The sequence below is a fragment of the Endothiovibrio diazotrophicus genome (assembly GCF_054657215.1).
The window spans coordinates 14,137-35,948 of the sequence record NZ_BAAHXB010000056.1; the positions used below are offsets into that span (position 1 = coordinate 14,137).

15 protein-coding genes and 2 pseudogenes are annotated in these 21,812 nt (G+C 68.9%); 14 read left to right on the forward strand and 3 right to left on the reverse strand.

Features of this window, described 5'->3' with window-relative positions; genetic code table 11:
* The first annotated feature begins 80 nt into the window (after positions 1 to 80).
* Together ACYQ2W_RS14400 and ACYQ2W_RS14405 are read left to right on the forward strand one after the other, a co-directional pair.
* Positions 81 to 1,013, forward strand: coding sequence for a diguanylate cyclase domain-containing protein (locus ACYQ2W_RS14400; protein ID WP_459868434.1), 933 nt, complete (start codon positions 81 to 83; stop codon positions 1,011 to 1,013).
* Positions 1,014 to 1,074: 61 nt separating this feature from the next.
* Positions 1,075 to 3,144: a TonB-dependent receptor plug domain-containing protein gene (locus tag ACYQ2W_RS14405; protein ID WP_459868438.1), complete on the forward strand. Its 2,070-nt coding sequence runs from the start codon at positions 1,075 to 1,077 to the stop codon at positions 3,142 to 3,144.
* Between the two features lie 559 nt (positions 3,145 to 3,703).
* On the opposite strand, the gene lpdA is transcribed toward ACYQ2W_RS14405, so the two are convergent.
* Entirely contained in the window at positions 3,704 to 5,452 is a 1,749-nt protein-coding gene (lpdA, locus tag ACYQ2W_RS14410; protein WP_459868440.1) for a dihydrolipoyl dehydrogenase, read from the reverse strand.
* Between the two features lie 290 nt (positions 5,453 to 5,742).
* Between lpdA and ACYQ2W_RS14415 the strand changes: the two genes are divergently transcribed.
* Both ACYQ2W_RS14415 and lolD read left to right on the forward strand, forming a co-directional pair.
* Complete coding sequence (locus ACYQ2W_RS14415; RefSeq protein ID WP_459868443.1) at positions 5,743 to 6,990, forward strand: lipoprotein-releasing ABC transporter permease subunit; 1,248 nt, start codon at positions 5,743 to 5,745, stop codon at positions 6,988 to 6,990.
* Positions 6,983 to 7,666 carry a lipoprotein-releasing ABC transporter ATP-binding protein LolD gene (lolD, locus tag ACYQ2W_RS14420; protein WP_459868446.1) on the forward strand — a complete coding sequence of 228 codons (684 nt, stop codon included), beginning with the start codon at positions 6,983 to 6,985 and terminating at the stop codon, positions 7,664 to 7,666. Before ACYQ2W_RS14415 ends, lolD begins: the two co-directional genes overlap by 8 nt.
* Positions 7,667 to 7,974: 308 nt before the next feature.
* On the opposite strand, the gene ACYQ2W_RS14425 is transcribed toward lolD, so the two are convergent.
* Positions 7,975 to 8,514 (reverse strand): DUF2062 domain-containing protein, encoded by a 540-nt coding sequence (locus ACYQ2W_RS14425; RefSeq protein ID WP_459868449.1) that lies wholly within the window; start codon positions 8,512 to 8,514, stop codon positions 7,975 to 7,977.
* Positions 8,515 to 8,559: 45 nt separating this feature from the next.
* Here ACYQ2W_RS14425 and ACYQ2W_RS14430 point away from each other — a divergent pair, with 45 nt between their 5' ends.
* The 7 genes from ACYQ2W_RS14430 (at position 8,560) to ACYQ2W_RS14460 (ending at position 15,023) form a co-directional block, all read left to right on the forward strand.
* Positions 8,560 to 10,836 (forward strand): DNA internalization-related competence protein ComEC/Rec2, encoded by a 2,277-nt coding sequence (locus tag ACYQ2W_RS14430; RefSeq protein WP_459868452.1) that lies wholly within the window; start codon positions 8,560 to 8,562, stop codon positions 10,834 to 10,836.
* 48 nt (positions 10,837 to 10,884) lie between these two features.
* Entirely contained in the window at positions 10,885 to 11,538 is a 654-nt protein-coding gene (locus tag ACYQ2W_RS14435; protein WP_459868455.1) for a MotA/TolQ/ExbB proton channel family protein, read from the forward strand.
* Positions 11,535 to 11,957, forward strand: a complete 423-nt coding sequence (locus tag ACYQ2W_RS14440; RefSeq protein ID WP_459868458.1) for an ExbD/TolR family protein — start codon at positions 11,535 to 11,537, stop codon at positions 11,955 to 11,957. The genes ACYQ2W_RS14435 and ACYQ2W_RS14440 overlap by 4 nt, the downstream gene beginning before the upstream one ends.
* Positions 11,954 to 12,943, forward strand: a complete 990-nt coding sequence (gene lpxK / locus ACYQ2W_RS14445) for a tetraacyldisaccharide 4'-kinase (protein WP_459868461.1) — start codon at positions 11,954 to 11,956, stop codon at positions 12,941 to 12,943. Before ACYQ2W_RS14440 ends, lpxK begins: the two co-directional genes overlap by 4 nt.
* Positions 12,936 to 13,115: a Trm112 family protein gene (locus ACYQ2W_RS14450; RefSeq protein WP_459868464.1), complete on the forward strand. Its 180-nt coding sequence runs from the start codon at positions 12,936 to 12,938 to the stop codon at positions 13,113 to 13,115. Before lpxK ends, ACYQ2W_RS14450 begins: the two co-directional genes overlap by 8 nt.
* A 76-nt stretch (positions 13,116 to 13,191) precedes the next feature.
* On the forward strand, positions 13,192 to 14,067 hold the full coding sequence (gene galU / locus ACYQ2W_RS14455) for a UTP--glucose-1-phosphate uridylyltransferase GalU (RefSeq protein ID WP_459868467.1): 876 nt from the start codon (positions 13,192 to 13,194) through the stop codon (positions 14,065 to 14,067).
* 35 nt (positions 14,068 to 14,102) lie between these two features.
* On the forward strand, positions 14,103 to 15,023 hold the full coding sequence (locus ACYQ2W_RS14460) for a chemotaxis protein (protein WP_459868470.1): 921 nt from the start codon (positions 14,103 to 14,105) through the stop codon (positions 15,021 to 15,023).
* Between the two features lie 204 nt (positions 15,024 to 15,227).
* On the opposite strand, the gene ACYQ2W_RS14465 is transcribed toward ACYQ2W_RS14460, so the two are convergent.
* Positions 15,228 to 15,887: an HAD family hydrolase gene (locus ACYQ2W_RS14465; RefSeq protein WP_459868473.1), complete on the reverse strand. Its 660-nt coding sequence runs from the start codon at positions 15,885 to 15,887 to the stop codon at positions 15,228 to 15,230.
* Between the two features lie 311 nt (positions 15,888 to 16,198).
* Between ACYQ2W_RS14465 and ACYQ2W_RS14470 the strand changes: the two genes are divergently transcribed.
* The 3 genes and pseudogenes from ACYQ2W_RS14470 to ACYQ2W_RS14480 form a co-directional block, all read left to right on the forward strand.
* A complete protein-coding gene (locus tag ACYQ2W_RS14470; RefSeq protein ID WP_459868476.1) occupies positions 16,199 to 18,880 on the forward strand; it encodes a carboxypeptidase regulatory-like domain-containing protein in 2,682 nt (893 codons plus the stop codon).
* Between the two features lie 47 nt (positions 18,881 to 18,927).
* Positions 18,928 to 19,635 (forward strand): annotated as a pseudogene (locus tag ACYQ2W_RS14475) (FG-GAP repeat domain-containing protein); the annotation flags it as partial.
* 253 nt (positions 19,636 to 19,888) lie between these two features.
* Positions 19,889 to 21,812, forward strand: a pseudogene (locus ACYQ2W_RS14480) (hypothetical protein); the annotation flags it as partial.

A 21,812-nucleotide genomic window follows, 5' to 3' on the forward strand; every position in this document is an offset into this window, starting at 1 on the left:
GCGGATTGGACCGGGGGCCCATCTGCGGAAATCTGCGTTAATCTGCGGTTCAATCAGAGTTGCCTTGGGAGTACAGCGTGATGAATGAGAGCAACGGCAAGGCGACGGTGCTGATCGTCGACGACAGTCCCGGGGTGATCCAGAACCTGGCGGCGGTACTGGAGGGGGAGCACGAGGTACTCTTCGCCACCCGCGGCGCCCAGGCCCTGGAGATCGTGCGGATGCGCGGGGTGGACCTGATCCTGCTCGACGTGGTGATGCCGGAGATGGATGGCCACGAGGTGTGCCGGCGGCTGAAGGAGGTGCCGGAGAGCCGCGACATCCCGCTGATCTTCCTCACCGCCAAGGGCGAGGCGGAGGAAGAGGCGCTGGGCTTCGAGTTGGGGGCGGTGGACTACATCGGCAAGCCGTTCAGCCCGGCGGTGGTGCGGGCGCGGGTGCGCACCCACCTGGAGCTGAAGTCGAAGCGCGACCGCCTGCAGCGCCTGACGATGGTCGACGGCCTCACCGGGGTGGCCAACCGGCGCTGCTTCGACGAGGTGCTGGAGCGGGAGTGGCGGCGGGCGCGGCGCGATGGCCAGTCGCTGTCGCTGCTGATGATCGATATCGACCACTTCAAGCCCTACAACGACCTCCACGGCCACCTGGAAGGGGACGACTGCCTGCGTCGGGTGGCCGCTGCCCTGGAGGGGGCGACCCGGCGGCCCGGTGACCTGATCGCCCGCTACGGTGGCGAGGAGTTCGCCGGCGTCCTCCCCAACTCCGCCGGCGACGGCGCGCGGAAGGTGGCCGAGGCGTGTCGGCGGGCGGTGGCCGGGCTGGCGATCCCCCACGGCGGCTCGACGGCCGGGCCGGAGGTCACCGTCAGCGTCGGCGCGGCCACCCTCGGCCCCGAACGCAGCCTGCCGTTCGCCGATCTGTTGCGGGCGGCCGACGAGATGCTCTACCGGGCCAAGCGCGACGGGCGCAACCGGGTGGTCCACAATCCACGGGCCGGAGAGCCTGCGGTATAGTGCCCCTTCCGTTCCTTCCCTCGACGAGAGGTCGGGCGCGTCCCGCCCGTGGTATAGCCCAATGACAATGAGACGTTCCACCACCGTTCTGTTCTCGATCGCGCTGGGGTTGCTGGCCCGCGGCGCCCCGGCGGCCGACGCGCCCGCCGCCGATGAGGCGGCGGAGCTGGCCGCCCTGCTCGACACCCTGGAGGAGGTGACCGAGATCGCCACCCGCAACCGGATGAACACCGACTACGTGCCGGGGATGGTCACCGTGCTGCGTGGCGAGGAGCTGGAGTCCCGGGGGATCGCCACCGTCTGGCAGGCCCTCGGGCTGGTCTCCGGGGTGGAGATCACCCGCAACAACTTCGGCGAGCCGCTGGTGCTGATGCGCGGCGTCGGCCAGACCCTGCACTCCGGCAACCTCAAGGTGATGCTCAACTCGGTGCCGATGAACAACGACCTCAACGGCTACGCCCCCGGGGTGATGCAACTGCCGGTGGCGATGGTCGAGCGGATCGAGGTCTATCGCGGGCCGGGCTCGGCGCTCTATGGCGAGTACGCCTACGCCGGCGTGGTCAACGTGGTCACCCGCCAGGAGGGGCAGGGGGTCTATCTGCGCTTCGACAGTCACGACAGCGCGGGCGGCGGCGGATATGCCAGCTGGCGCTCCCCGTCGGGCAAGCTGAAGCTCTTCGGCGACCTCTCCCGCTGGTCCGGCGACGGCTCGCGCATCGACTCCGGGCCCGACGCCTTCACCACCACCGGTTACAGCTACGCCCCCGGACCGATCGACGATCGCGAGGGGGATGGGGTGGCGATCCTCGGCGCCGAGTTCAACGGCTTCCGCCTGCTCTCCCAGTACACCCGCATGGAACACGGCCCCTGGTTCGGGCGCAGCGCCCTGCCGCCGCCGGATCCCCTCGCCATCGGCGTCACCCGTCACCATACGCTCAGCCTGGACAAGGGGTGGGCGCTGGCCGATGACCTCGACCTGCAGACCCGCCTCTACCACCAGGCGTTCAGCGACGACTCCCCCGAGGTGGTGCTGGTGCCGCCGGGCTACCCCACCCGCATCCCACCCTCCCTGCCGGCGCCTCCTCCCGGCGCCCCGGTGCCGCTCGCCCCGCCCGAAGGGGTGGTCAATCAGCGCAGCAGCGACCTGCGCCGTTCCGGTGCCGAGGCCTCTCTCACCTGGGACGGCTGGACCGATCACCAGTGGCTGTTCGGCCTCGGCTACGCCCGTAGCGAAGTGACCGGATCGAGCTATGCGGAGAACGGGGCGACGATCCTTCCCTACAACGCACGGACCGCAGGCCTGCCGGAGGGCGCCGACCGCAAGCTGGTCAGTGCCACCGTGCAGGACCAGTGGAGGATCGGCGAGCGGCTGGAGCTGACCGGTGGCATCCACTACGACGACTACAGTGACGTCGGCGACAGCATCACCCCGCGCCTGGCGGCGGTGTGGCGCCACGACGACCGCCACCTGTTCAAGGGGCAATACGCCGAGGCGTTTCGTCCCCCCACCTTCGGCGAGCTGTTCGACGGTACGCGCAATGGCCGGCGGCTGCGACCGGAGACCCTGCGCTCGCTGGAGCTGAGCTACATCTACCGGGTGTCCGACACCCGCTTCCAGCTCACCGTCTTCAACACCGAGCTGCAGGACCTGATCTCCGAGGTGGCCGGCCCCGATCGCTACCGCAATCTGGGGGAGATCCGCCAGCGGGGGGCGGAGGCGGAGTGGGAGCGGCGGTTCGCCGCCAACTGGCGGCTGGGCGCCAACCTCTCCTTCCTCGACTCGGTGGACCGGCCTACCGGCAAGCCGGTGGGGGGCTCCGCCCGCTGGCTCGCCAACGTCACGTTGGACGGCCGGCTCGCCCCCGAGTGGCAGCTCAGCGCGCGGCTCAACCACGTCGGCGATCGCGCCGGCTGGCCCGGTGGCGGCACCGCGCCGCTCGACGACTACACCACCGTCAGCCTCGGCCTCAGCCGCTTCGACCTCGGCGCCAAAGGGGGAACCCTGCGGTTCGGGGTGGAGAACCTGTTCGACGACGAGGTGCAGGCGCTGGCGACGGTCGATACCTATCGCGGGAACCTGACCCAGCCCGGGCGGAGCGGGTGGCTGCAGTACAGTTACGCGATTCCCTGACCTCGAAAACCCCCTCCGGTCCCCTTCCCTCAGCGGGAAAATCGGTTATAGTGGCACCCAGGAGCGGCGTTCCCTTCGCTGATGACTTTTTCGGTGGTTCGAGGTGAAGGGAGCTCCGTTCCAACCCACCAAATAATGAGATTGGACGAGTTGCTTGAAATGAACCCCTTTCGGCCTGCCGGAAGGGGTTTTTGTTTTTCGTAGGTATATTTTCGGATATCCGCCCTTCAGGCCAAGAAAATTACTTTTTAGTGAAATACCGATGCTTCCGCGGCAACAGGGGGGGGGCGGTGACGGCGGAGGGCGGCGTGTCCGGGAGGCTTTCCGTTCGGCACGGCGGCCGCAGGCCGCCCTATGGGAGCCTGTCGGACTATGGATGAATCGGCCGCGAAAGCGGGATGACGGCACCGGCTTTCCGAAAATCCTCGTCAAATAGCTTACTATTCTCCTCGGACTTTCGAAAATCCGGCACCGCCCTCCCGCTCCCGCGACTCGATCCCCCATAGCCCGATAGGCTCCCAGGGCGCGCCGCGCGCGCCGTGTCAAACGGGGGCACCGCTCACCCCCGCTTCTTCGGGATGTAGAGATCGGTGATCGTCCCCTCGTACGCCTCCGCGGCCATGGCAAAGGTCTCGGAGAGGGTGGGGTGGGGGTGGATGGTCAGTCCGATGTCCTCGGCGTCCGCCCCCAGCTCGATGGCCAGCGCCGCCTCGGCGATCAGCTCGCCCGCGTTGGGGCCGACCATGGCGGCGCCGAGGAGCTGGCCGGTGGCCGGGTCGAACAGCGACTTGGTCATCCCTTCGTCGCGCCCCAGGCTGAGGGAGCGGCCGCTGGCGGCCCACGGGAAGACCCCCTTGCCATAGTCGATCCCCTGCGCCTTGGCCTGGGTCTCGGTGAGGCCGACCCACGCCACCTCCGGGTCGGTGTAGGCCACCGAGGGGATCACCCGGGCGTCGAAGGCGCTCTTCATGCCGGCCGCCGCCTCGGCGGCCACCTTGCCCTCGTGGGTCGCCTTGTGGGCGAGCATCGGCTGGCCGACCACGTCGCCGATGGCGAAGATGTGCGCAACGTTGGTGCGCTGCTGCTTGTCGACGTCGATGAAGCCGCTGTCGTTGACCCGCACCCCCGCGGCCTCGGCGTCGATCGCCCGCCCGTTGGGGCGGCGGCCCACCGCCACCAGCACCCGGTCGAACTCCTGGGTGGGCGGCGCGTCGCCCCCCTCGAAGTGAGCCACCAGGCACGCCTCGTTGGCGTCGATGCCGGTCACTTTGGACTTCAGGTAGATGTTGCCGTAGCGCTTGGCGATGCGCCGGTAGAGGGGGCGCACCAGGTCGGGGTCGGCGCCGGGGATGATCTGGTCGCCGAGTTCGACCACGGTGATCCGCGAACCGAGGGCGGCGTAGACGGTGGCCATCTCCAGGCCGATGATGCCGCCGCCGATCACCAGCAGCCGCTGCGGCACGTCGGCCAGGGCCAGCGCGCCGGTGGAGTCCATGATCCGCGGGTCCCCGGGGAAGCCGGGCAGTTCGATGGCGCTGGAGCCGGCGGCGATGATGGCGTGGTCGAAGGAGACGGTGGTGGTGCCCTCCTCACCCTCCACCGCGATGGTGTTGGCGGAGGTGAAGCGGCCGTAGCCGCGCACCACCTGCACCTTGCGCTGCTTGGCGATGGTGGCGAGCCCCTTGGTGAGCTTGCCGATGACCCCCTCCTTGAAGCTGCGCAGCTGGTCGATGTCGATCTTCGGCTCGCCGAAGGTGACCCCATGCTTGGCCATTCCGCGGGTCTCGTCGATCACCTGGGCGACATGGAGCAGCGCCTTGGAGGGGATGCAGCCGACGTTGAGACAGACCCCGCCGAGGGTGGCGTGGCGTTCGATCAGCACCACCTTGCGCCCCAGGTCGGCGGCGCGGAAGGCGGCGGTGTAGCCGCCGGGGCCGGCGCCGAGCACCACCACCTCGGCGTGGAGGTCGCCCTTGGCGGCGGAGCGGGGTGAGGCCGGCTCGGGCTTCTCGTCGGTGGCTGCCGCCGGCGTCGCCGCCGTGGCCACCGCGGGTGCCGCGGCGCCGTCGGCGAGGGCCATGGTCGCGATCAAATCGCCCTCGGAGACCTTGTCGCCCACCTTCACCTTCACCTCGGTCACGGTCCCGGCGTGGGGCGAGGGGATCTCCATCGCTGCCTTGTCGCTCTCCAGGGTGATCAGGGAGGCCTCCGCCGCCACCGTGTCGCCGGCGGCGACCATCACCTCGATGATCTCCACGCCCTTGAAGTCGCCGATGTTGGGTACCCGTACGTCTACGCTGTTGCTCATCGTTCTGTTTCCACCGGAAACCCGCCGCGAAGTGGGCGATTTCCTTATAGGTTTTCGAAAGCCCGGCATTCTATCACCAGTGCGTTGCCTGCCTAAGGGCGAGACGGGTGGGCATTTGATGGTGGTTTGAAGGCGGAGTGGTTTTTTCCGTGGCAGTTTCGTTCATCACGGCGCCCACGGGGCGCCCTATAGGGCGCCCCGTGGGCGCCGTGTCGAACGAGGGCACCGCGGTTGAATCGCGGACGGCGCGTGCGCGCTTTCGTCACCGGATTGTGGTTTAATCCGGCCCCATGTTCCGCCCCCTCGAAGCCTATATCGGTCTGCGCTACACCCGCGCCAAGCGGCGCAACCACTTCATCTCCTTCATCTCGCTCAGCTCCATGCTCGGCATCGCCCTCGGGGTGACCGCCTTGATCACCGTCCTCTCGGTGATGAACGGCTTCGAGAAGGAGGTGCGCGCGCGCATCCTCGGCATGGCCGCCCACGCCACCGTCGAGGGGTGGCGGGGACGCCTGGAGGGGTGGCGCGAGGCGGCCGAAGAGGCGCAGCGGAACCCCCACGTACTGGGCGCCGCCCCCTACATCAGCCAGGAGGTGATGGTCAGCCGCGACAAGCAGGTGAGCGGCACGGTGCTGCGCGGGGTGGTGCCGCAGCAGGAGGAGACGGTCTCCGACGTCGGCGGGAAGATGGTCGCCGGGCGGATGGAGGATCTGCGCCCCGGCGAGTTCGGCATGGTGATGGGGCGGGAGCTGGCCACCAATCTGGGGGTGACCCTCGGCGACAAGGTGACGGTGATCACCCCCCAGGCCAACATGACCCCGGCCGGCTTCATCCCGCGGCTCAAGCGCTTCACCCTGGTCGGCATCTTCGAGGTGGGGATGTACGAGTACGACCGCGGCCTGGTGCTGATCCACATGCAGGACGCCGACAAGCTGCTGCGCATGGACGGGGCGGTGAGCGGGGTGCGGCTGAAGCTCGACGACCTGTTCCTCGCCCCACGGATCGCCCGCCAGCTGGCCGACGAGCTGCCCGAGGCGGTGCGCGTCACCGACTGGACCCGGCGCCACGCCAACTATTTCCGCGCGGTGGCTTCGGAGAAGACGGTGATGTTCGTCATCCTCACCCTGATCATCGCGGTGGCCGCCTTCAATATCGTCTCCACCCTGGTGATGACGGTGACCGACAAGGAGGCCGACATCGCCATCCTGCGCACCCTCGGCGCCACCCCCGGCTCGGTGATGGCGATCTTCGTCGTGCTGGGCACGGTGCTCGGACTGGTAGGGACGCTGCTCGGCGCCGTCGGCGGGGTGGCGCTGGCGCTCAACGTGGAGACCCTGGTGCCGCTGATCGAGCACACCTTCGGTATCCAGTTCCTGCCGGCGGACATCTACTACATCTCCGAACTCCCCTCCGACCTGCACTGGGACGACGTGGTGCGCATCACCTCGATCTCGCTGCTGCTGTCGCTGCTCTCCACCCTCTATCCGGCATGGCGCGCCTCGCGCACCCAGCCGGCGGAGGCGTTGCGCTATGAGTGAGCCGGTGATCGAGTGCCTCGGCCTGGAGAAGCGCTTCCGCGAGGGGGGGCTGGAGGTGACGGTGCTGCAGGGGGTCGACTTCGTCCTCGGCGCGGGGGAACAGGCGGCGATCATCGGCGCCTCCGGCTCCGGCAAGAGCACGCTGCTCCATCTGCTGGGCGGTCTCGACCAGCCCACTGCCGGCGAGGTGCGGGTCAACGGCCGGCCGTTGCAGCGGATGAAGGAGCGGGAGCGTTCGCGGCTGCGCAACGAGGCGCTGGGCTTCGTCTATCAGTTCCATCACCTGTTGCCGGAGTTCACCGCGGTGGAGAACGTGGCGATGCCGCTGCTGATCCGCGGCGAGCGCGGGGCCGAGGCGCTTCGGCGGGCGGAGGCGATGCTTGGCCGGGTCGGGCTCGACCATCGGCTGGCCCACAAGCCGGGCGAACTCTCCGGCGGCGAGCGGCAGCGGGCGGCGCTGGCCCGCGCCCTGGTCACCCGGCCGCGCTGCGTGCTCGCCGACGAGCCCACCGGCAATCTCGACCACAAGACCGCCGAGCACGTCTACGCCCTGATGCGGGAACTCAACCGGGAGGAGGGGACCAGCTTCCTGGTGGTGACCCACGACACCGCCCTGGCCGCGCGGATGGAGCGGGTGTGGCGGATCGAGGACGGGGTGCTGTCGGCGGGGGATTGAATACGGAAGTCAACCGCAGATTTACGCAGATGGACGCAGATTCGAAAACGTGGCATTCGGAACGGATGGTGGGAATCGTGTCGGTGGGCGAGATCCGTTCGGCACGGCGGCCACGGGCCGCCCTATAGGGCGCGCCGCGCGCGCCGTGCCGAACGAGGGCAGGCGTAGGGTGTGCCGACGACAGGAGGCGCACCAGCCTCTACGGAGTGGTGCGCCTCGTCCCTCGGCACATCTTACGGCACTGCTCTTCTAAATCTGCGCCCATCTGCGTTAATCTGCGGTTGAAAATCTTGTCCGGACGTGGCGGTTCACGGGTGGCGGTGGAGCCGCTCGGCGATCCGCTGCCGCTTCTCCTTCAGCCGCTGCACGATGTGGTAGCGCCAGGCCAGCCGGATCGCCGCGTAGCCGGCCAGGGCGGCGATCGCGCCGCAGATGAAGCAGCCGAGCAGGAACGGCTGCCAGATGGCGGCCAGTTCGCCGCCCAGCCACTCCCAGCTCAGCTCGAAGTGGAACGCCCCGCTCACATCCCGGCCGAGGGTCCACGCCCCCACCCGGTAGGCGAAGTAGAAGACCGGCGGCATGGTGACCGGGTTGGTGAGCCAGACCAACGCCACCGAGATCGGCAGGTTGACCCGGAAGAGGATCGCCGCGGCCGCCGCCAGCACCATCTGGAAGGGCACCGGTACGAAGGCATTGAACAGCCCGACGGCGAAGGCGCCGGCCACCGAGCGGCGGTTGAGGTGGAACAGGTTGGGGTCGTGGAGCAGGGTGCCGAAGATCCTCAAGTGCTTGTGGTTGCGGATCGTCTCGCGATCCGGCATGAAGCGCTTGATCAACTGTTTCGGCATGGGGATCTACCTTGAAGGCGCGGCGCGCCGCAACGGAGGAACGAAGTGGCCGCGGCGCTCGCCTTTCTTGTCGGGGTGCTGATTCTATACCGGCTGCCGGAACTGCCCAACCTTCTTTGGGGGCTGGCGGCGCTGCCGCTGCTTCCTTTGGCTTTCCGTCGGCCGCCGTTGCGTCTGCCGCTGGCACTGCTGGGTGGCTTTCTGTGGGCCTCGCTCCACGCCCATTTCGCCCTCCAGGCGCGGCTCGATCCGGCCCTCGACGGCGCCCGGGTGGTCGCCGAGGGGCGGGTTGCCTCGATCCCGGAGCGTAGCGGCCGTCGGTTACGGTTTGTTTTCGACGTCGCCGCGCTGGATGGCGAGGAGGTCGCGCCGCTACGCACGCGGATCTCATGGTTCGATGCCGCCGACGCCCCGCGGGCGGGCGAACGGTGGCGATTGCGGTTGCGGCTGAAGTCCCCCCGCGGCCTGAGCAATCCGGGCGGTTTCGACTACGAGGGGTGGTTGTTCCAGCAGGGGATCGGGGCCACCGGTTACGTTCGCGACGGGGACAACCGGCGGCTGTCGGCGGCCCCCTGGTGGTCGCTCGATGCCTTCCGCCAGCGGTTGGCGGAGGGGATCGAAGGGGGGGGCGGGGGTGGGCGGCGCGCCGTGCTTGCGGCCCTTGCCGTGGGCTATCGCGGGGGCATCGAACGGCCCACCTGGGAGGTCTTCACCGCCACCGGCACCAGTCACCTGATCGCCATTTCCGGGCTGCACATCGGTCTGGTGGCGGGATTCGCCTTTCTGCTCGGGCGCTGGCTCTGGTCGCGCTCGGCGTGGACCTCGCTGCGCCTGCCGGCGCCGCTCGCCGGGGCGTGGGTGGCGCTGGCGGCGGCCTGCGGCTATGCCGCCCTGGCGGGGTTCTCGATCCCCACCCGGCGGGCGCTGGTGATGGTGGCGGTGGTGATGGTGGCGCTGATCGCGCGGCGCCGGGTCGCCCCGTCGCGGGGATTGGCGCTCGCCCTGGGGGCGGTGTTGCTGGTCGACCCGCCGGCAGTGCTGGCGCCGGGCTTCTGGCTCTCCTTCATGGCGGTGGCGGTGCTGCTGTTCGGTCTCGGCATCGGCGGCGGGGGGGAGGGTGGGCGCGCCTCTCCGTGGCGGAAGTGGGGAAGGGCCCAGTGGCTGATCTTCGTCGGGTTGGCGCCGCTGCTGCTGCTGTGGTTCGGCCAGTTGTCGCTGGCGGCGCCGCTGGCCAACCTGCTGGCGGTGCCGTGGGTCAGCGTCGCGGTGGTGCCGCCGGCGCTGACGGGGGCGCTGCTGCTGCCGCTTTGGGAACGGGGGGGGCAGTTGCTGCTGCACCTCGCCGACCACGCCTTCGGTGAGCTGTGGCCGCTGCTGGAGTGGTTGGCGGCGCAGCCGGCGGCGGCGTGGCGGATGGCTTCGCCGGAGCCGTTGCCGTTGGTGCTGGCGGCACTGGGGGCGGCGCTGCTGGTGGCGCCCCGCGGGGTGCCGCTGCGTGGTTTCGGCGCGCTGCTGCTGCTGCCGCTGCTCGCCTTCGCGCCGCCGCGTCCCGAGGCGGGGCGCTTCCGTGCGACGATGCTGGACGTGGGACAGGGGCTGTCGGTGGTGGTGGAGACCGCCCGCCACACCCTGGTCTACGACACCGGGCCGCGCTATGCCGGCGGCTTCGATACCGGCCGGGCGGTGGTGGTGCCCTACCTGCGCAGCCGCGGCGTCGGGCGGGTGGATCGGCTGGTGGTGAGCCACGCCGCCGCCGACCACGCCGGCGGGGTCGCCTCGCTGTTGCAGGCGCTGCCGGTGGCCAGCGTGATCGGCGGCGACCGGCGGGCCGGGCGGCGCTGTGTCGCGGGGGAGCGGTGGCGGTGGGACGGGGTGACCTTCCGCGTCCTCCATCCACCGACCGGGGTATCGCCGCGGGACAACGACGGGTCCTGCGTGCTCCAGGTGCGCGGCGCATGGGGCAGCCTGCTGCTCACCGGCGACCTGGAGGCGGCGGGGGAGCGGCAACTGCTCTCCCGTTGGGGACGTTCTCTGCACAGCGATCTGTTGCAGGTGCCCCACCACGGTAGCGCCACCTCCTCCACCGCCGCCTTCATCGAACAGGTGGCGCCGCGCTACGCGCTGTTCTCGGTCGGCTACCGCAATCGCTTCGGGTTTCCCCGTCCGGCGGTGGTCGAGCGCTACCGCGAGCGGGGGAGCGAGATCCTGCTGAGCTCCGTGCGCGGGGCGCTGATCTTCGAGCCGGGGCCGCAGGCGCCTCCCCCGCCGGGATGGCGCGAGGCGCGGAGGAAATTCTGGAGCGCCCCTTCGGCGGGGGAGTGAATTCCGTTATGATTCGCTACTTTGGTGACTGGCGTAGCGGAGAGAGCGGTGTTCGAAATCCTCAAGGCGGGCGGCTGGCTGATGGCGCCGATCGTGGCCTGTTCGGTGGCGGCGTTGGCGATCGTCATCGAGCGTTTCTGGATGTTGCGCACCCAGCGGGTGGTGCCGAAGGGGCTCTCCATGCAGGTGTGGCAGTGGGCCAAGGGGAATCAGCTCGACATGGCGCGGATCCGTGAGCTACGCGCCGGTTCCCCGATGGGGCGGGTGCTCGCCGCCGGGCTGATCAACCGCGAGCACCCGCGGGAGATCATGAAGGAGGCGATCGAGGAGACCGGTCGCCACGTGGTGCACGAGCTGGAGCGCTTCCTCAACACCCTCGGTACCATCGCCGCGATCACCCCGCTGCTCGGCCTGCTCGGCACCGTGGTGGGGATGATCTCGGTCTTCTCCGCCATCACCACCCACGGGGTGGGCGACCCGGGTGCCCTGGCCGGCGGCATCTCCCAGGCGCTGATCACCACCGCCGCCGGCCTCACCGTGGGGATCCCGGCGCTGATGTTCTACCGCTATTTTCGCGGCCGCATCGACGAGCTGGTGGTGGCGATGGAACAGGAGGCGTTGAAGCTGGTGGAGGTGCTGCACGGTGAACGTGAGGCGGGCGTCCGCGAGGTGAGCGCCGAGGTCGCCGGGGAGCGGCCATGAATTTCCGCTCGCCGCGCCGCGAGGAGCCGGAGATCAACCTGACCCCGTTGATCGACGTGGTCTTCCTGATGCTGATCTTCTTCATGATCTCCACCACCTTCAACCGCGAGGCGGAGATGTCGATCCAGCTGCCCGAGGCGAGTGCCGAGCCGGCGGAGCGGCGCGACGATACCCTGGAGCTGGTGATCAATCGCGAAGGGCGCTACTTCATCGGCGAGCAGGAGGTGGTCAACCGCGAGCTGGAGACCCTGCGCGATGCGTTGCGCGCGGTGGCCGGGGAGAAGGCCGCGGAGCGGCCGCTGGTGATCAGTGCCGACGCCGAGGCGCCCTATCAGGCGGTGATCCGCGCCATGGATGCCGCCGGCCAGTTGGGGATCAGTGCCATCTCGCTGACCACCAAGAGCACGGGAGAGCCGTGATCGCGGGTTTTCTCGAACGCTGCTGGTATCGAGGGCACCCCTTCGCCTGGGTGCTGATCCCCCCCTCCTGGCTGTTCGCGGCGATCGCGGCGGCGCGCCGCCTTGCCTATCGCGTCCGTCTGTTCAAGGCCCACCGGATCGGGGTGCCGGTGATCGTCGTCGGCAACCTCACCGTCGGCGGTAGCGGCAAGACCCCGCTCACCGAGGCGCTGGTGCGGCTGCTGCGCGAGGAGGGGTATCGGCCGGGGGTGGTGAGCCGCGGTTACGGCGGCAAGGCGGAGCGGTTGCCCCGGGAGGTGGGGCCCGACAGCGATCCCTATCGGGTCGGCGACGAGACGGTGCTGCTGGCGCGCCGCTGTGGCTGTCCGGTGGCGGCAGGGGCCGACCGGGTGGCGGCCGCCCGCCTCCTACGCGAGCGTTTTGCGGTCGACGTGGTGGTCAGCGACGACGGCCTGCAGCACTACGCCCTGGCGCGGGACATCGAGATCGTGGTGGTGGACGGGGCGCGCCGCTTCGGCAATGGGCGCCTGCTGCCGGCGGGGCCGCTGCGCGAACCGCCCGGGCGGCTGCGGCAGGCCGATCTGGTGGTCGCCAACGGCGCCTCCCGCGACGGTGAGTTCGCCATGGAACTGGTGGTGGCGGAGGTGGTCAATCTGCTCGACGAGACCCTGCGCCGGCCGCTGGAGACCTTCCGCGGCGAAGCGGTCCACGCCGTCGCCGGGATCGGCCATCCGCCGCGTTTCTTCGCCGAGCTGGCCCGCTATGGCGTGGTGGCGGAGTGCCACCCGTTTCCCGATCATCACGCCTTCGCCGCGCGGGAGCTGGAGTTCGGCGATTCGCGGGCGGTGCTGATGACCGAGAAGGATGGGGTAAAATACCGCCGCCATGCCGCGAATCGTCACTGGTACGTGCCGGTGACCGCCCGTTTCGACGAGGCCTTCCGCCTTCGTCTGCTCACGCTTCTCAATAGGAGTCCCCGTGGATAAGAAACTGCTCGACATCCTGGTCTGCCCCGTCTGCAAGGGGCCGTTGGTCTACCGTCGCGAGGCCCGGGAACTGATCTGCAAGGCCGACCGGCTCGCCTATCCGATCAAGGACGACATCCCGGTGATGCTCGAGGAGGAGGCGCGCCGGCTCGGTGATGAGGAAGACGTCTAGTGATTCGGTTACATGTCATGTTTCAATGGGATGATCCGGCGGATTTGCCTCGGATCCATCACGTCAGGGGGAGAGGGTGACCAACAATATTCGTAAAGTGGTGTTTCCGGTGGCGGGACTCGGGACCCGTTTCCTGCCGGCCACCAAGGCGGTTCCCAAGGAGATGCTGCCGGTGGTCGACCGACCGCTGATCCAGTACGCGGCCGAAGAGGCGGTGGCGGCGGGAGCCAAGGAGCTGATCTTCATCACACGCTCGGGGAAGCAGGAGATCGAGGATCATTTCGATGCCAACTACGAGCTGCAGAGCGAACTGGCCAAGAGCGGCAAGGACGAGTTGCTGAAGATGGTCAACGAGGTGTTGCCGGAGGATGTGTCCTGCGTCTTCGTCCGCCAGCCCCAGGCCCTCGGTCTCGGCCACGCGGTGCTCTGCGCGAAGCATGTGGTGGGTGACGACCCCTTCGGCATCATCCTGCCGGACGACCTGATCGACGGCGGGGAAACCCCCTGCCTGGCGCAGATGGCGGCGATCTTCGCCGAGCAGGGGAACAGCCTGGTGGCGGTGGAGGCGGTGGCCCACGAGGATACCGACAAATACGGCATCGTCGATGCCGAGCGTCCCCGGGGGCGATTGGCGCGGATGAAGGGGATCGTCGAAAAGCCGGCCCCGGCGGACGCGCCCTCCACCATGGGGGTGGTCGGCCGTTACCTGCTCACTCCGCGGATCTTCCAGTTGCTGGAGGAGACCACCCCCGGATCGGGAGGGGAGATCCAGCTGACCGACGCCATCGCCCGGTTGCTGGAAGAGGAGGGGGTAATGGCCTATTCCTTTGCAGGGAAGCGCTACGATTGCGGGACCAAGCTCGGCTTTCTCCAGGCCAACGTGGAGTATGCCCTGAAGCACCCGAAGCTGGGTGAGGAGTTCCGCGACTACCTTCAGACGCTGACTTACTGAGTCGGCCGTGCCCCCCCCCCGGAGAATCGCCATCGATGGACGCCAACGCGGACTATACCCAGAATGACAATCGGCTCGATCTGCTGCTCTTTCAGCTCACCGGCCGCCAGCGTTTCGGCATCAACGTACTCAAGGTGAAGGAGGTGATCCCGTGTCCCGCCTTTACCCATGTCCCCCAGTCCCATCCGGCGGTGGTCGGGGTGGCCCAGCTGCGCGGTGAGGCGCTGACCGTGGTCGACCTCTCCGCCGCGATCGGCAGTATCGCCTACGTCTCCTCGGACTCGGGGCCTTGTGATGGAGCGGTGATCGTCACCGAATTCAACCGCCGCATCCAGGGATTCCTGGTGCGTCGGGTGGATCGGATCGTGGTGTGTGATTGGCAGAAGATCTTTCCGCCGCCGGCCGGCAGCGCCCGTGGCAGCTACATCACCGGCGTCGCCGAGCTGGAGAAGGAGCTGGTGGAGATCCTCGACGTGGAGCGGATCCTCGGCGAGGTGATTCAGCCTCCGGAGGAGGTGGCGTCGTTCGTCGCCGACGTGCCGGGTGCCGAGAAGGTGGGGGGGCGCAAGGTGCTGCTGGTGGACGACTCCTCCATGGCTCGTCATCAGACCGCCCAGACCCTCGATCACCTCGGGGTGGAGTATCTGGTAGCCCGTGACGGCAAGGAGGCGTTGGAACTGCTCATGGGGGAAGACGAGGGGAACCAGGCCACGGTGGAGATGGTGATCTCCGATATCGAGATGCCGGAGATGGATGGTTACACCCTCACCCGCGAGATCCGCAAGACCCCCGCGCTGCGCCACCTCTATATCCTGCTCCACACCTCGCTCAACGGCGCGATCAACGCCGATCGTGCCAAATTGGCAGGGGCCGACGACATCCTGACCAAGTTCGTCCCTGAAGAGCTCTCCAAGTCGGTTGTCAAGGCCCTCACCCGCGGCCATTCCGACGGGTAGCTCGGGCTGGGGACGTCATTGATAACGCGGAGGGCGCAGAGACGCAGAGAACGCAAAGAAGAGATTGAAGAAATTGGAAAGGGCCGCGGTTGCGGCCCTTTTTCGTGCTCGTCGCATCTTGTTTCGGGGAAATGGGGAACTCATCCCTCTTCTTTGCGAACTCTGCGTCTCCGCGTTCTCTGCGTCTCCTTCCAGGGCGCCGGATCAGAGCCAAGCGAGGGTGTCGAGGGGGGTGTGGATCATGCCGTCGGCGTTCCACTGCTCGGGGTGGTCCTCCTCGCCGAGATAGCCGAACAGCGCCACCAGCGTCGTCATGCCGGCGTTCTCTCCAGCTTCGATGTCGCGCCGGGCGTCTCCCAGGTAGAGACATTGCGCCGCCTCGCTGCCCGCCAAGCGGCAGGCGTGGAGCATCGGCTCCGGGTGAGGCTTGGCTCTGCCGGTGGTGTCGCCGCTGACGATGCAGGCGGCCCGTCCGGCGAGTCCCAGGGCCTCCATCAGCGGATCGGTGAAGCGCGCCGGCTTGTTGGTCACCACCCCCCAGTTGAGGCCGCGCCGCTCGATCTCCTCCAGCAGCTCGCCCATCCCCGGAAAGAGGGTGGTGTGGTCGCAGACGTGGGCGCGGTAGTAGTCGAGCAGCCGCTGCTGGAGCGGGGGGAAACGGGGGTCATTGTCGTCGAGGCCGAAACCGAAGCGCAGCAGCGCCTGGGAACCGTGGGAGACGTGGGGGCGGATCGCCTCGAAGGGGAGCGGCGGCTCCCCCTCCTCGGTGCGCAGGGTGTTGAGCGCCACCACCAGATCGGGGGCGGTATCGGCCAGCGTGCCGTCCAGATCGAACAGGACGGTGCGAATTGAGGTGCTTTTCATAGAGTCGGGTTAAACACGGGGAAGTGATAGGGCGGGGGGCTGGGGCGATTTTCGTCGGGGTTATGCGTTTGCGTGGAGCACTTCGAACGAACGGTGCTTTATAACACGAAGGGCGAGATGGGGAACGGAGGGCGGGAGGGAGGATAGGCTTATACACGTGCAGACCAATTGATTTGTTGCTCGAACAATTGCGCGTCCGTTCCGAAGGTGCATGTCGTATGGATTGCATTGTCGTAAGACATTCGCGCCAATTTGCGTTTCGCGGGCCCTTACGTCGTGTGCTGCGCGCCGGGGCCGCCGGCCCCGCGGAGGTGGAACGGCTGAATGCCGCGCAGGGGCGCGATTTCGGCTTCGGTGAACAATCCGGTTTCGACAGCACGCTGCTCGATACCGCCGATGCCCTGGAGGCGCTTTTCGCTGCCGGTGGGCAGCAGAGCGCCGCTGCCTGGGATGCGGTTCGGTTCCTGATCGATCGCCAGGCCGTCGGTGGCGGATGGGGCGACGGTGGTGTGGGGCGCGCGAACCCTTATGTCTCCGCGCGGGTGATGGCGGCGCTCACTCCGATTCGTGGCCGCTCGGCCGCGGTCGGCGAGGCGTTGCGCGGCGCTGAGAGTCTCCTGTTGGCGTGGCTGGACACCGATGGCGCACAGAGCTCCCTGCTCGACCGCACCGTGGTCATGCTCGCCTTGCTGCCCAATCTTCCCGACCCCGCGCCGCTGGATGCGCAGATTCGCCGCCTGCGCACCGCCCAAGATGCCGATGGGAGCTGGCAGGAGCAGGTCTATCTCACCGCCCTGGCACTTCGTCTGATCCGTCTCTACGACGCGCAGGTTGCCGCGAGTACCTCCAACGGCGGCACCGCGTCGATCTTCGGGCGCCTGCTCGGCGCGGCCGGCGCCGGGCCGCTGGTCGGTGCCACGGTGCGCTTCAAGGAGGTCGCCGACGCTACCGTTTCCACCGATGCCGAGGGGCGGTTCGATCTTTCGGGGATCGTCGCTGGCCGTTATACCCTCGAACTCGTCAAGATCGGATATCAGTCGCGCAGCGAAGTCGTCGAGCTGACCGAGGGGCAGGCCACCCCCCTGGGCGACTTCACCCTGCTCCCGCGCGAGGATCTCGGTTCGTTGCACGGGCGGGTGGTCGCCGCCGCCGATGGCGCCGCCCTTTCCGGGGTATCGGTGCTCCTCCAGGGGGATGCCGAATGGCGCGTCACCACCGCTGAGGACGGCGCATTCGAATTGGCGGCACTCCCCGCGGGGCACTACCGGCTGCTCTTTTCCACGGCGGGCTACGCGGCGCTCGGAGGCGGTTTGGATATCGCCGCCGGAGAGGTTCTCCTCGCCACCGCCCGGTTGAGTACGGAAGGCTATTTCGACGACACGCCGCTCACCCTTCGTGGCGTCGCCGTCGACGGCGCCAGCGGCGTCCCGGTTGCCGGTGCCTGGCTTCGTCTCGACGGTGGGGCTACGGCGCGGAGCGACGCGCAAGGGCGTTTCACCCTGGCCGGTGTCACCCGCGGCGACTACCGCGCGACGCTCGAGGCCGACGGCTACCAGGGGGTGGTGATCGCGCTGAATCTTTCGCCCGCCGCCGTGGGCGAGATGGGCGAGATCCAACTCTTCCCCCTCGCGCAGGGCGTGGTTCCGGATCACCTGGATCTCGAAGGCGAGGTCGTCGATGCGGTCGACGGGCGCGCGGTGGCCGGCGCCTCGGTGGCGGTGATCGACGGTGGTGTGACGTCCACCAGCGACGCTCGGGGGCGGTTCGTTCTCGCCGGCCTGAGCACTACCCGGGCGACCCTGAGTGTCGCCGCCGATGGTTACCGCTCCGCGCAGGCGGTGGTCTCCGCGGCCGGATTCGGCACGATGCGGGTCACCGTCCCGCTCCCTCCCGCCGACTCCAGCGTGGCGTTGACCGGCTACGCCGCCACCGGCGTGGTGGTCGATGGCGAGAGTGGCTCGCCGCTGGCCGGCGCGACCGTGACCGCCGATGCCGGCGGGGCGCCGCTCAGCGTGCTCACCGCGAGCGATGGCCGCTACCTGATCAGCGGGGTCGCCAGCGGGGAGGTATGGCTCGAATACACCTCGGAGACCTATCAGAGGCGCCGCCAACTCGTCCGTCTGGCCCTGGGGGCCGTTTCGGAGTTGGGGCGTCTCGCGCTCTACCGGGACGGCGAGCCGCTGCCCGACCTGGCCATCGACGCCCTCTCCAGCGGCACGCTCGACGCCGATCCAGGTACCCTCTCCGTGGAGGGGCGGGTGGGCGTGACGGTGAGCAATCACGGAATGCTTTCCACCGGCGGTCCGGTGCGGCTGCTCGCCTTCTACGACAACGATGCCGACGGCCGCTATCGCGAGCAGGCGGACGACCTGTTTGGCGAGACCGCGGTCGGTGTCCTGGCCGCGGGTGCCCGGCAGGAGGTGGAGATGGCGCTTGCCGGCGCGCTCCCGTTCCGGGGTGCCCCACTCCATTTCATGGTGGATGCCGACGATCGGATCGCCGAGGGGGTGGAGGGGAACAACGTGGTGACGTCCGCCTCCCAATGCCGGGTCGCTGGCGGGGCGGTTGCCGATCTCGCGCTCTCGCTGCTCCGCTACCTGCCCGCCCGCGGAGATACGCCGCCCCAGTTGCGCGTGCGTGTCGGCAACGGGGGGGCGGTCGTTACTCCCGCCGGGGTTGACGTCTCTTTTTACGAGGGGGATCCGGCGGCCGGCGGTCGCCTGCTCGGGAGCGTCCCCATCCCCGAGATCGTCTCCGGCGGTTTCTTTGACCTGCGTTTCGACGGCTTCGGTGAACTGCTCGCGGATGTCGAACTCTACGCCGTCGCCGATCTTGCCGATACGCTGCCGGAGTGCAACGAGCAGAACAACGTCGCCACCGCGCCGGCGCCGCTGCTGCGGCCCGATGCGGCGGTGGTGTGGGTGGATGGCACGGCGCTTCCGAACGGCCGGAGATTTCGCGCGCTTACGGGCCGGCCGTGGTGGGTCAGTTGAGCGACGACAACGGAGATGGTCGGATCGACCATCTCGATACGCCCGATGTGGTCGTCGCCGCCCACGACTCCTCCCCGCCGTGGGCCCTCGTCACGAGTCTGGTCGCGATCAGCGGCGATGACGGCTCGACACTTTGGAGCCGATGGGATCTGGACATCGCCGGCTCCGGAAGTGCGGCCCTTGGCGATATCGATGGAGACGGGGTGGTTGAAGTCATCGCTGTCAGCAAGACGCGAGAGAAGCTGTTGGCGCTGGAACACGATGGCGCGCTCAAATGGAGCGTCAATACCGGCATGACCGATACGCTGAGGTGGGGCGGGGTCTCCGATGGTGTCTCGATCGCCGACCTCGATCACGACGGCATTCCTGAGGTCATCCACGGTCACAACGTCTACACCGCCGACGGAATGCTGAAATGGTCGGGCGAGAAGGACAACGGATCGGCGTGGAACGGGGGGTATGGCTATGTATCGATCGCGGCGGACATCGATCTGCACGGCGACATGGAGGTGATTGCGGGAAGGACCCTCTACAACTCTCGGGGGGAAGTGATTTGGCACCGGGGTGACCTCCCGGCGGACGGGATGAATGCCGTCGGCAATTTTGACGACGACCCGGAGGCGGAGGTGGTGGTGGTTTCCGCGGGGCGGGTCTACTTGCTGGAGCACTCCGGCGAGACGTTGTGGGGGCCCCGGTGGCTTCCCGGCGGGGGCCAGGGAGGGGCGCCGACGGTGGCGGACTTCGATGGCGACGGGGAACCGGAGATCGGTGTCGCCGGGGCGGGTGCCTATACCGTGTTCGAAACCGACGGCACCGTCAAATGGTCCTCGCCGACCCGGGATTTCAGCTCCGCGGTGACCGGCTCTTCGTTGTTCGATTTCGATTCCGACGGGCGCTCCGAGGTGTTGTACGCCGACGAACGCGCCTTTCGCGTATATGACGGCTCCAGCGGCGATATACGTCTGGAGTTGTTGAACCACTCCGGTACAGCCCTGGAGTATCGATCTGGTGGCCGAGGTGGATGCCGACCGCAGCGTTACCGAGTGCAACGAGGAAAACAACCGCGCCACCCTCACGGTAGCCGGCCTCGCGGCGCGTCATGGCGCCCTCACCCTGGCCGTCTCGCAGCGTGCCTACGCGCCGGGAGAGGTGGTCCCATTGACGCTGGAGGTGCGGAACGACGGCTCGATCACCGCGGACTACCGGGTGACCCTGTGGATCACGGATGCAAATGGGACGGAGGTGACCCGCTTCGCCCCGCAAACGCTCACCGCGCTGGCGCCCGGCGCCCGGAGTCCGCTCGGCGAGACGTGGGACAGTGCCGGGGTGCTGGCCGGGCTCTACCCGGTGCGCGCCGAACTGAGCAACGCCGCCGGCGAGCCGCTCGCAACGGCCGAAGGGGTGATCGAGATCCGCCACCCCGATGGCGTCGGGGCCGAGGCGGACCTGCGTCTCTCCACCGACCGCCCCCTCTACCACGTCGATGATGTGGTTCGGATCGAGGCGTTGCTGCGCAACCTCACCGCCGCCACCCTGATCGAGGGAACCCGGCTCCACCTCCGCGCGCTGGATCCCGGTGGCGCCCAGGTGTTCGAGCGGTGGATCGAATCCGGCCAACTGGTGCAGGGCGGAACCCACCCCGAGCGCACCGAACTGCCCCTGGCGGGGGCGTTGCAGGGGAACTACCGGCTCGTAGCGACCTTGACCGAGGCGCCCGGCGACCGCCTGCTGGCGGTCGCCGATCAGACTTTCGAGGTGCGCCTCGACCCCTTCGCGGCGGTGGCCGGAACCCTGGAGGTGGCTGCCAATACCCTGTACGCCGGTCAGTCCCAGCAGTGTTTGGGACGGCTGAGCAACACCTCCGGCCAGGCCCTCGGCGAGGGGCTCTACCGCATCGCCGTTGGCCGGGTCGACGTGCTCGAGGAGCACCTGATCGAGCCCTTCAGCCGCGCCCTCGACGCCCACGGCGAGGCGAGCCACACCCTCGTCTTCGACACCGCGGGCTTCACGCCCGGCCGCTACGTCTGCGTCCTCCAGGCCGCGACCACTCCGGTAGTGGGCTGGCGGACCCTCGACGCCGCGCTGTTCGAGCTGGACCCGCCGCCGATCGTCATCGACGCCAGCCTCGAGGCCGCCCCCCGCGGCCGCCTGCTGGTGCTGCTCGACGACCCGGCCGGCGCCGCCGCCCCCGGCGGGCGCGACCCCCACGGCAGCGCCGAGGCGGCCGACCTGCCCGCCCAGCGCGCCTGGCTGGAGGCGAAACTGCGCGAGGCCGGCTGGTCCTACACCATCGTTACCTCCAACGAAGCCTTCGTCCGCGAACAGCGCAGCGGCGGTTACGGCCTCTACCTGCTCCACGCCGAACAGATCCACCTCGACGTGGACGCCCAGCGAGTGCTGCGCGAGGCGGTGCGCGCCGGCGACGGGCTGGTGGTGGGCGGCGACCACGACCAGCGCAACGCGCGGCTCGACGAGGCACTGGGCATCGCCTTCCGCGGTACCCTCGCGGCCTCCGGCCTGCAACCGGCCGGCGGCACGGCGATCCCCTTCACCGCCCCCCGCCCCGGTGCGCGGGTGGAACTCGCCGGCGCCCTGCCGCTGGCCGGTTTCACCCCCGATGGCGAGCCCGCCGTCACCCACCATCCCTTTGGGGCCGGCGAGGCGGTGCATCTCGGCTTCGACCTGCTCGCCGAGGCCGCCGCCGGCGGGGCGGGTGGCGAGGCCCTCGGGGCGCTGCTGCTCGGCGCGCTGGGCGAGGTGGACCCGCAGCCCGCGACGCGGGCCGGCGGCCCGTTGGCGGTGCGCCTGACCCTGATCAACCAGGGGATCGCCACCCCCGGCGCCGCCACCGTGGCGCTGCCCGCGGGGGTGACGGTGCTCGATGCCGGCGGCGCCACCGTCGAAGAGGCGGCGCTGCGCTGGACCTTCGACT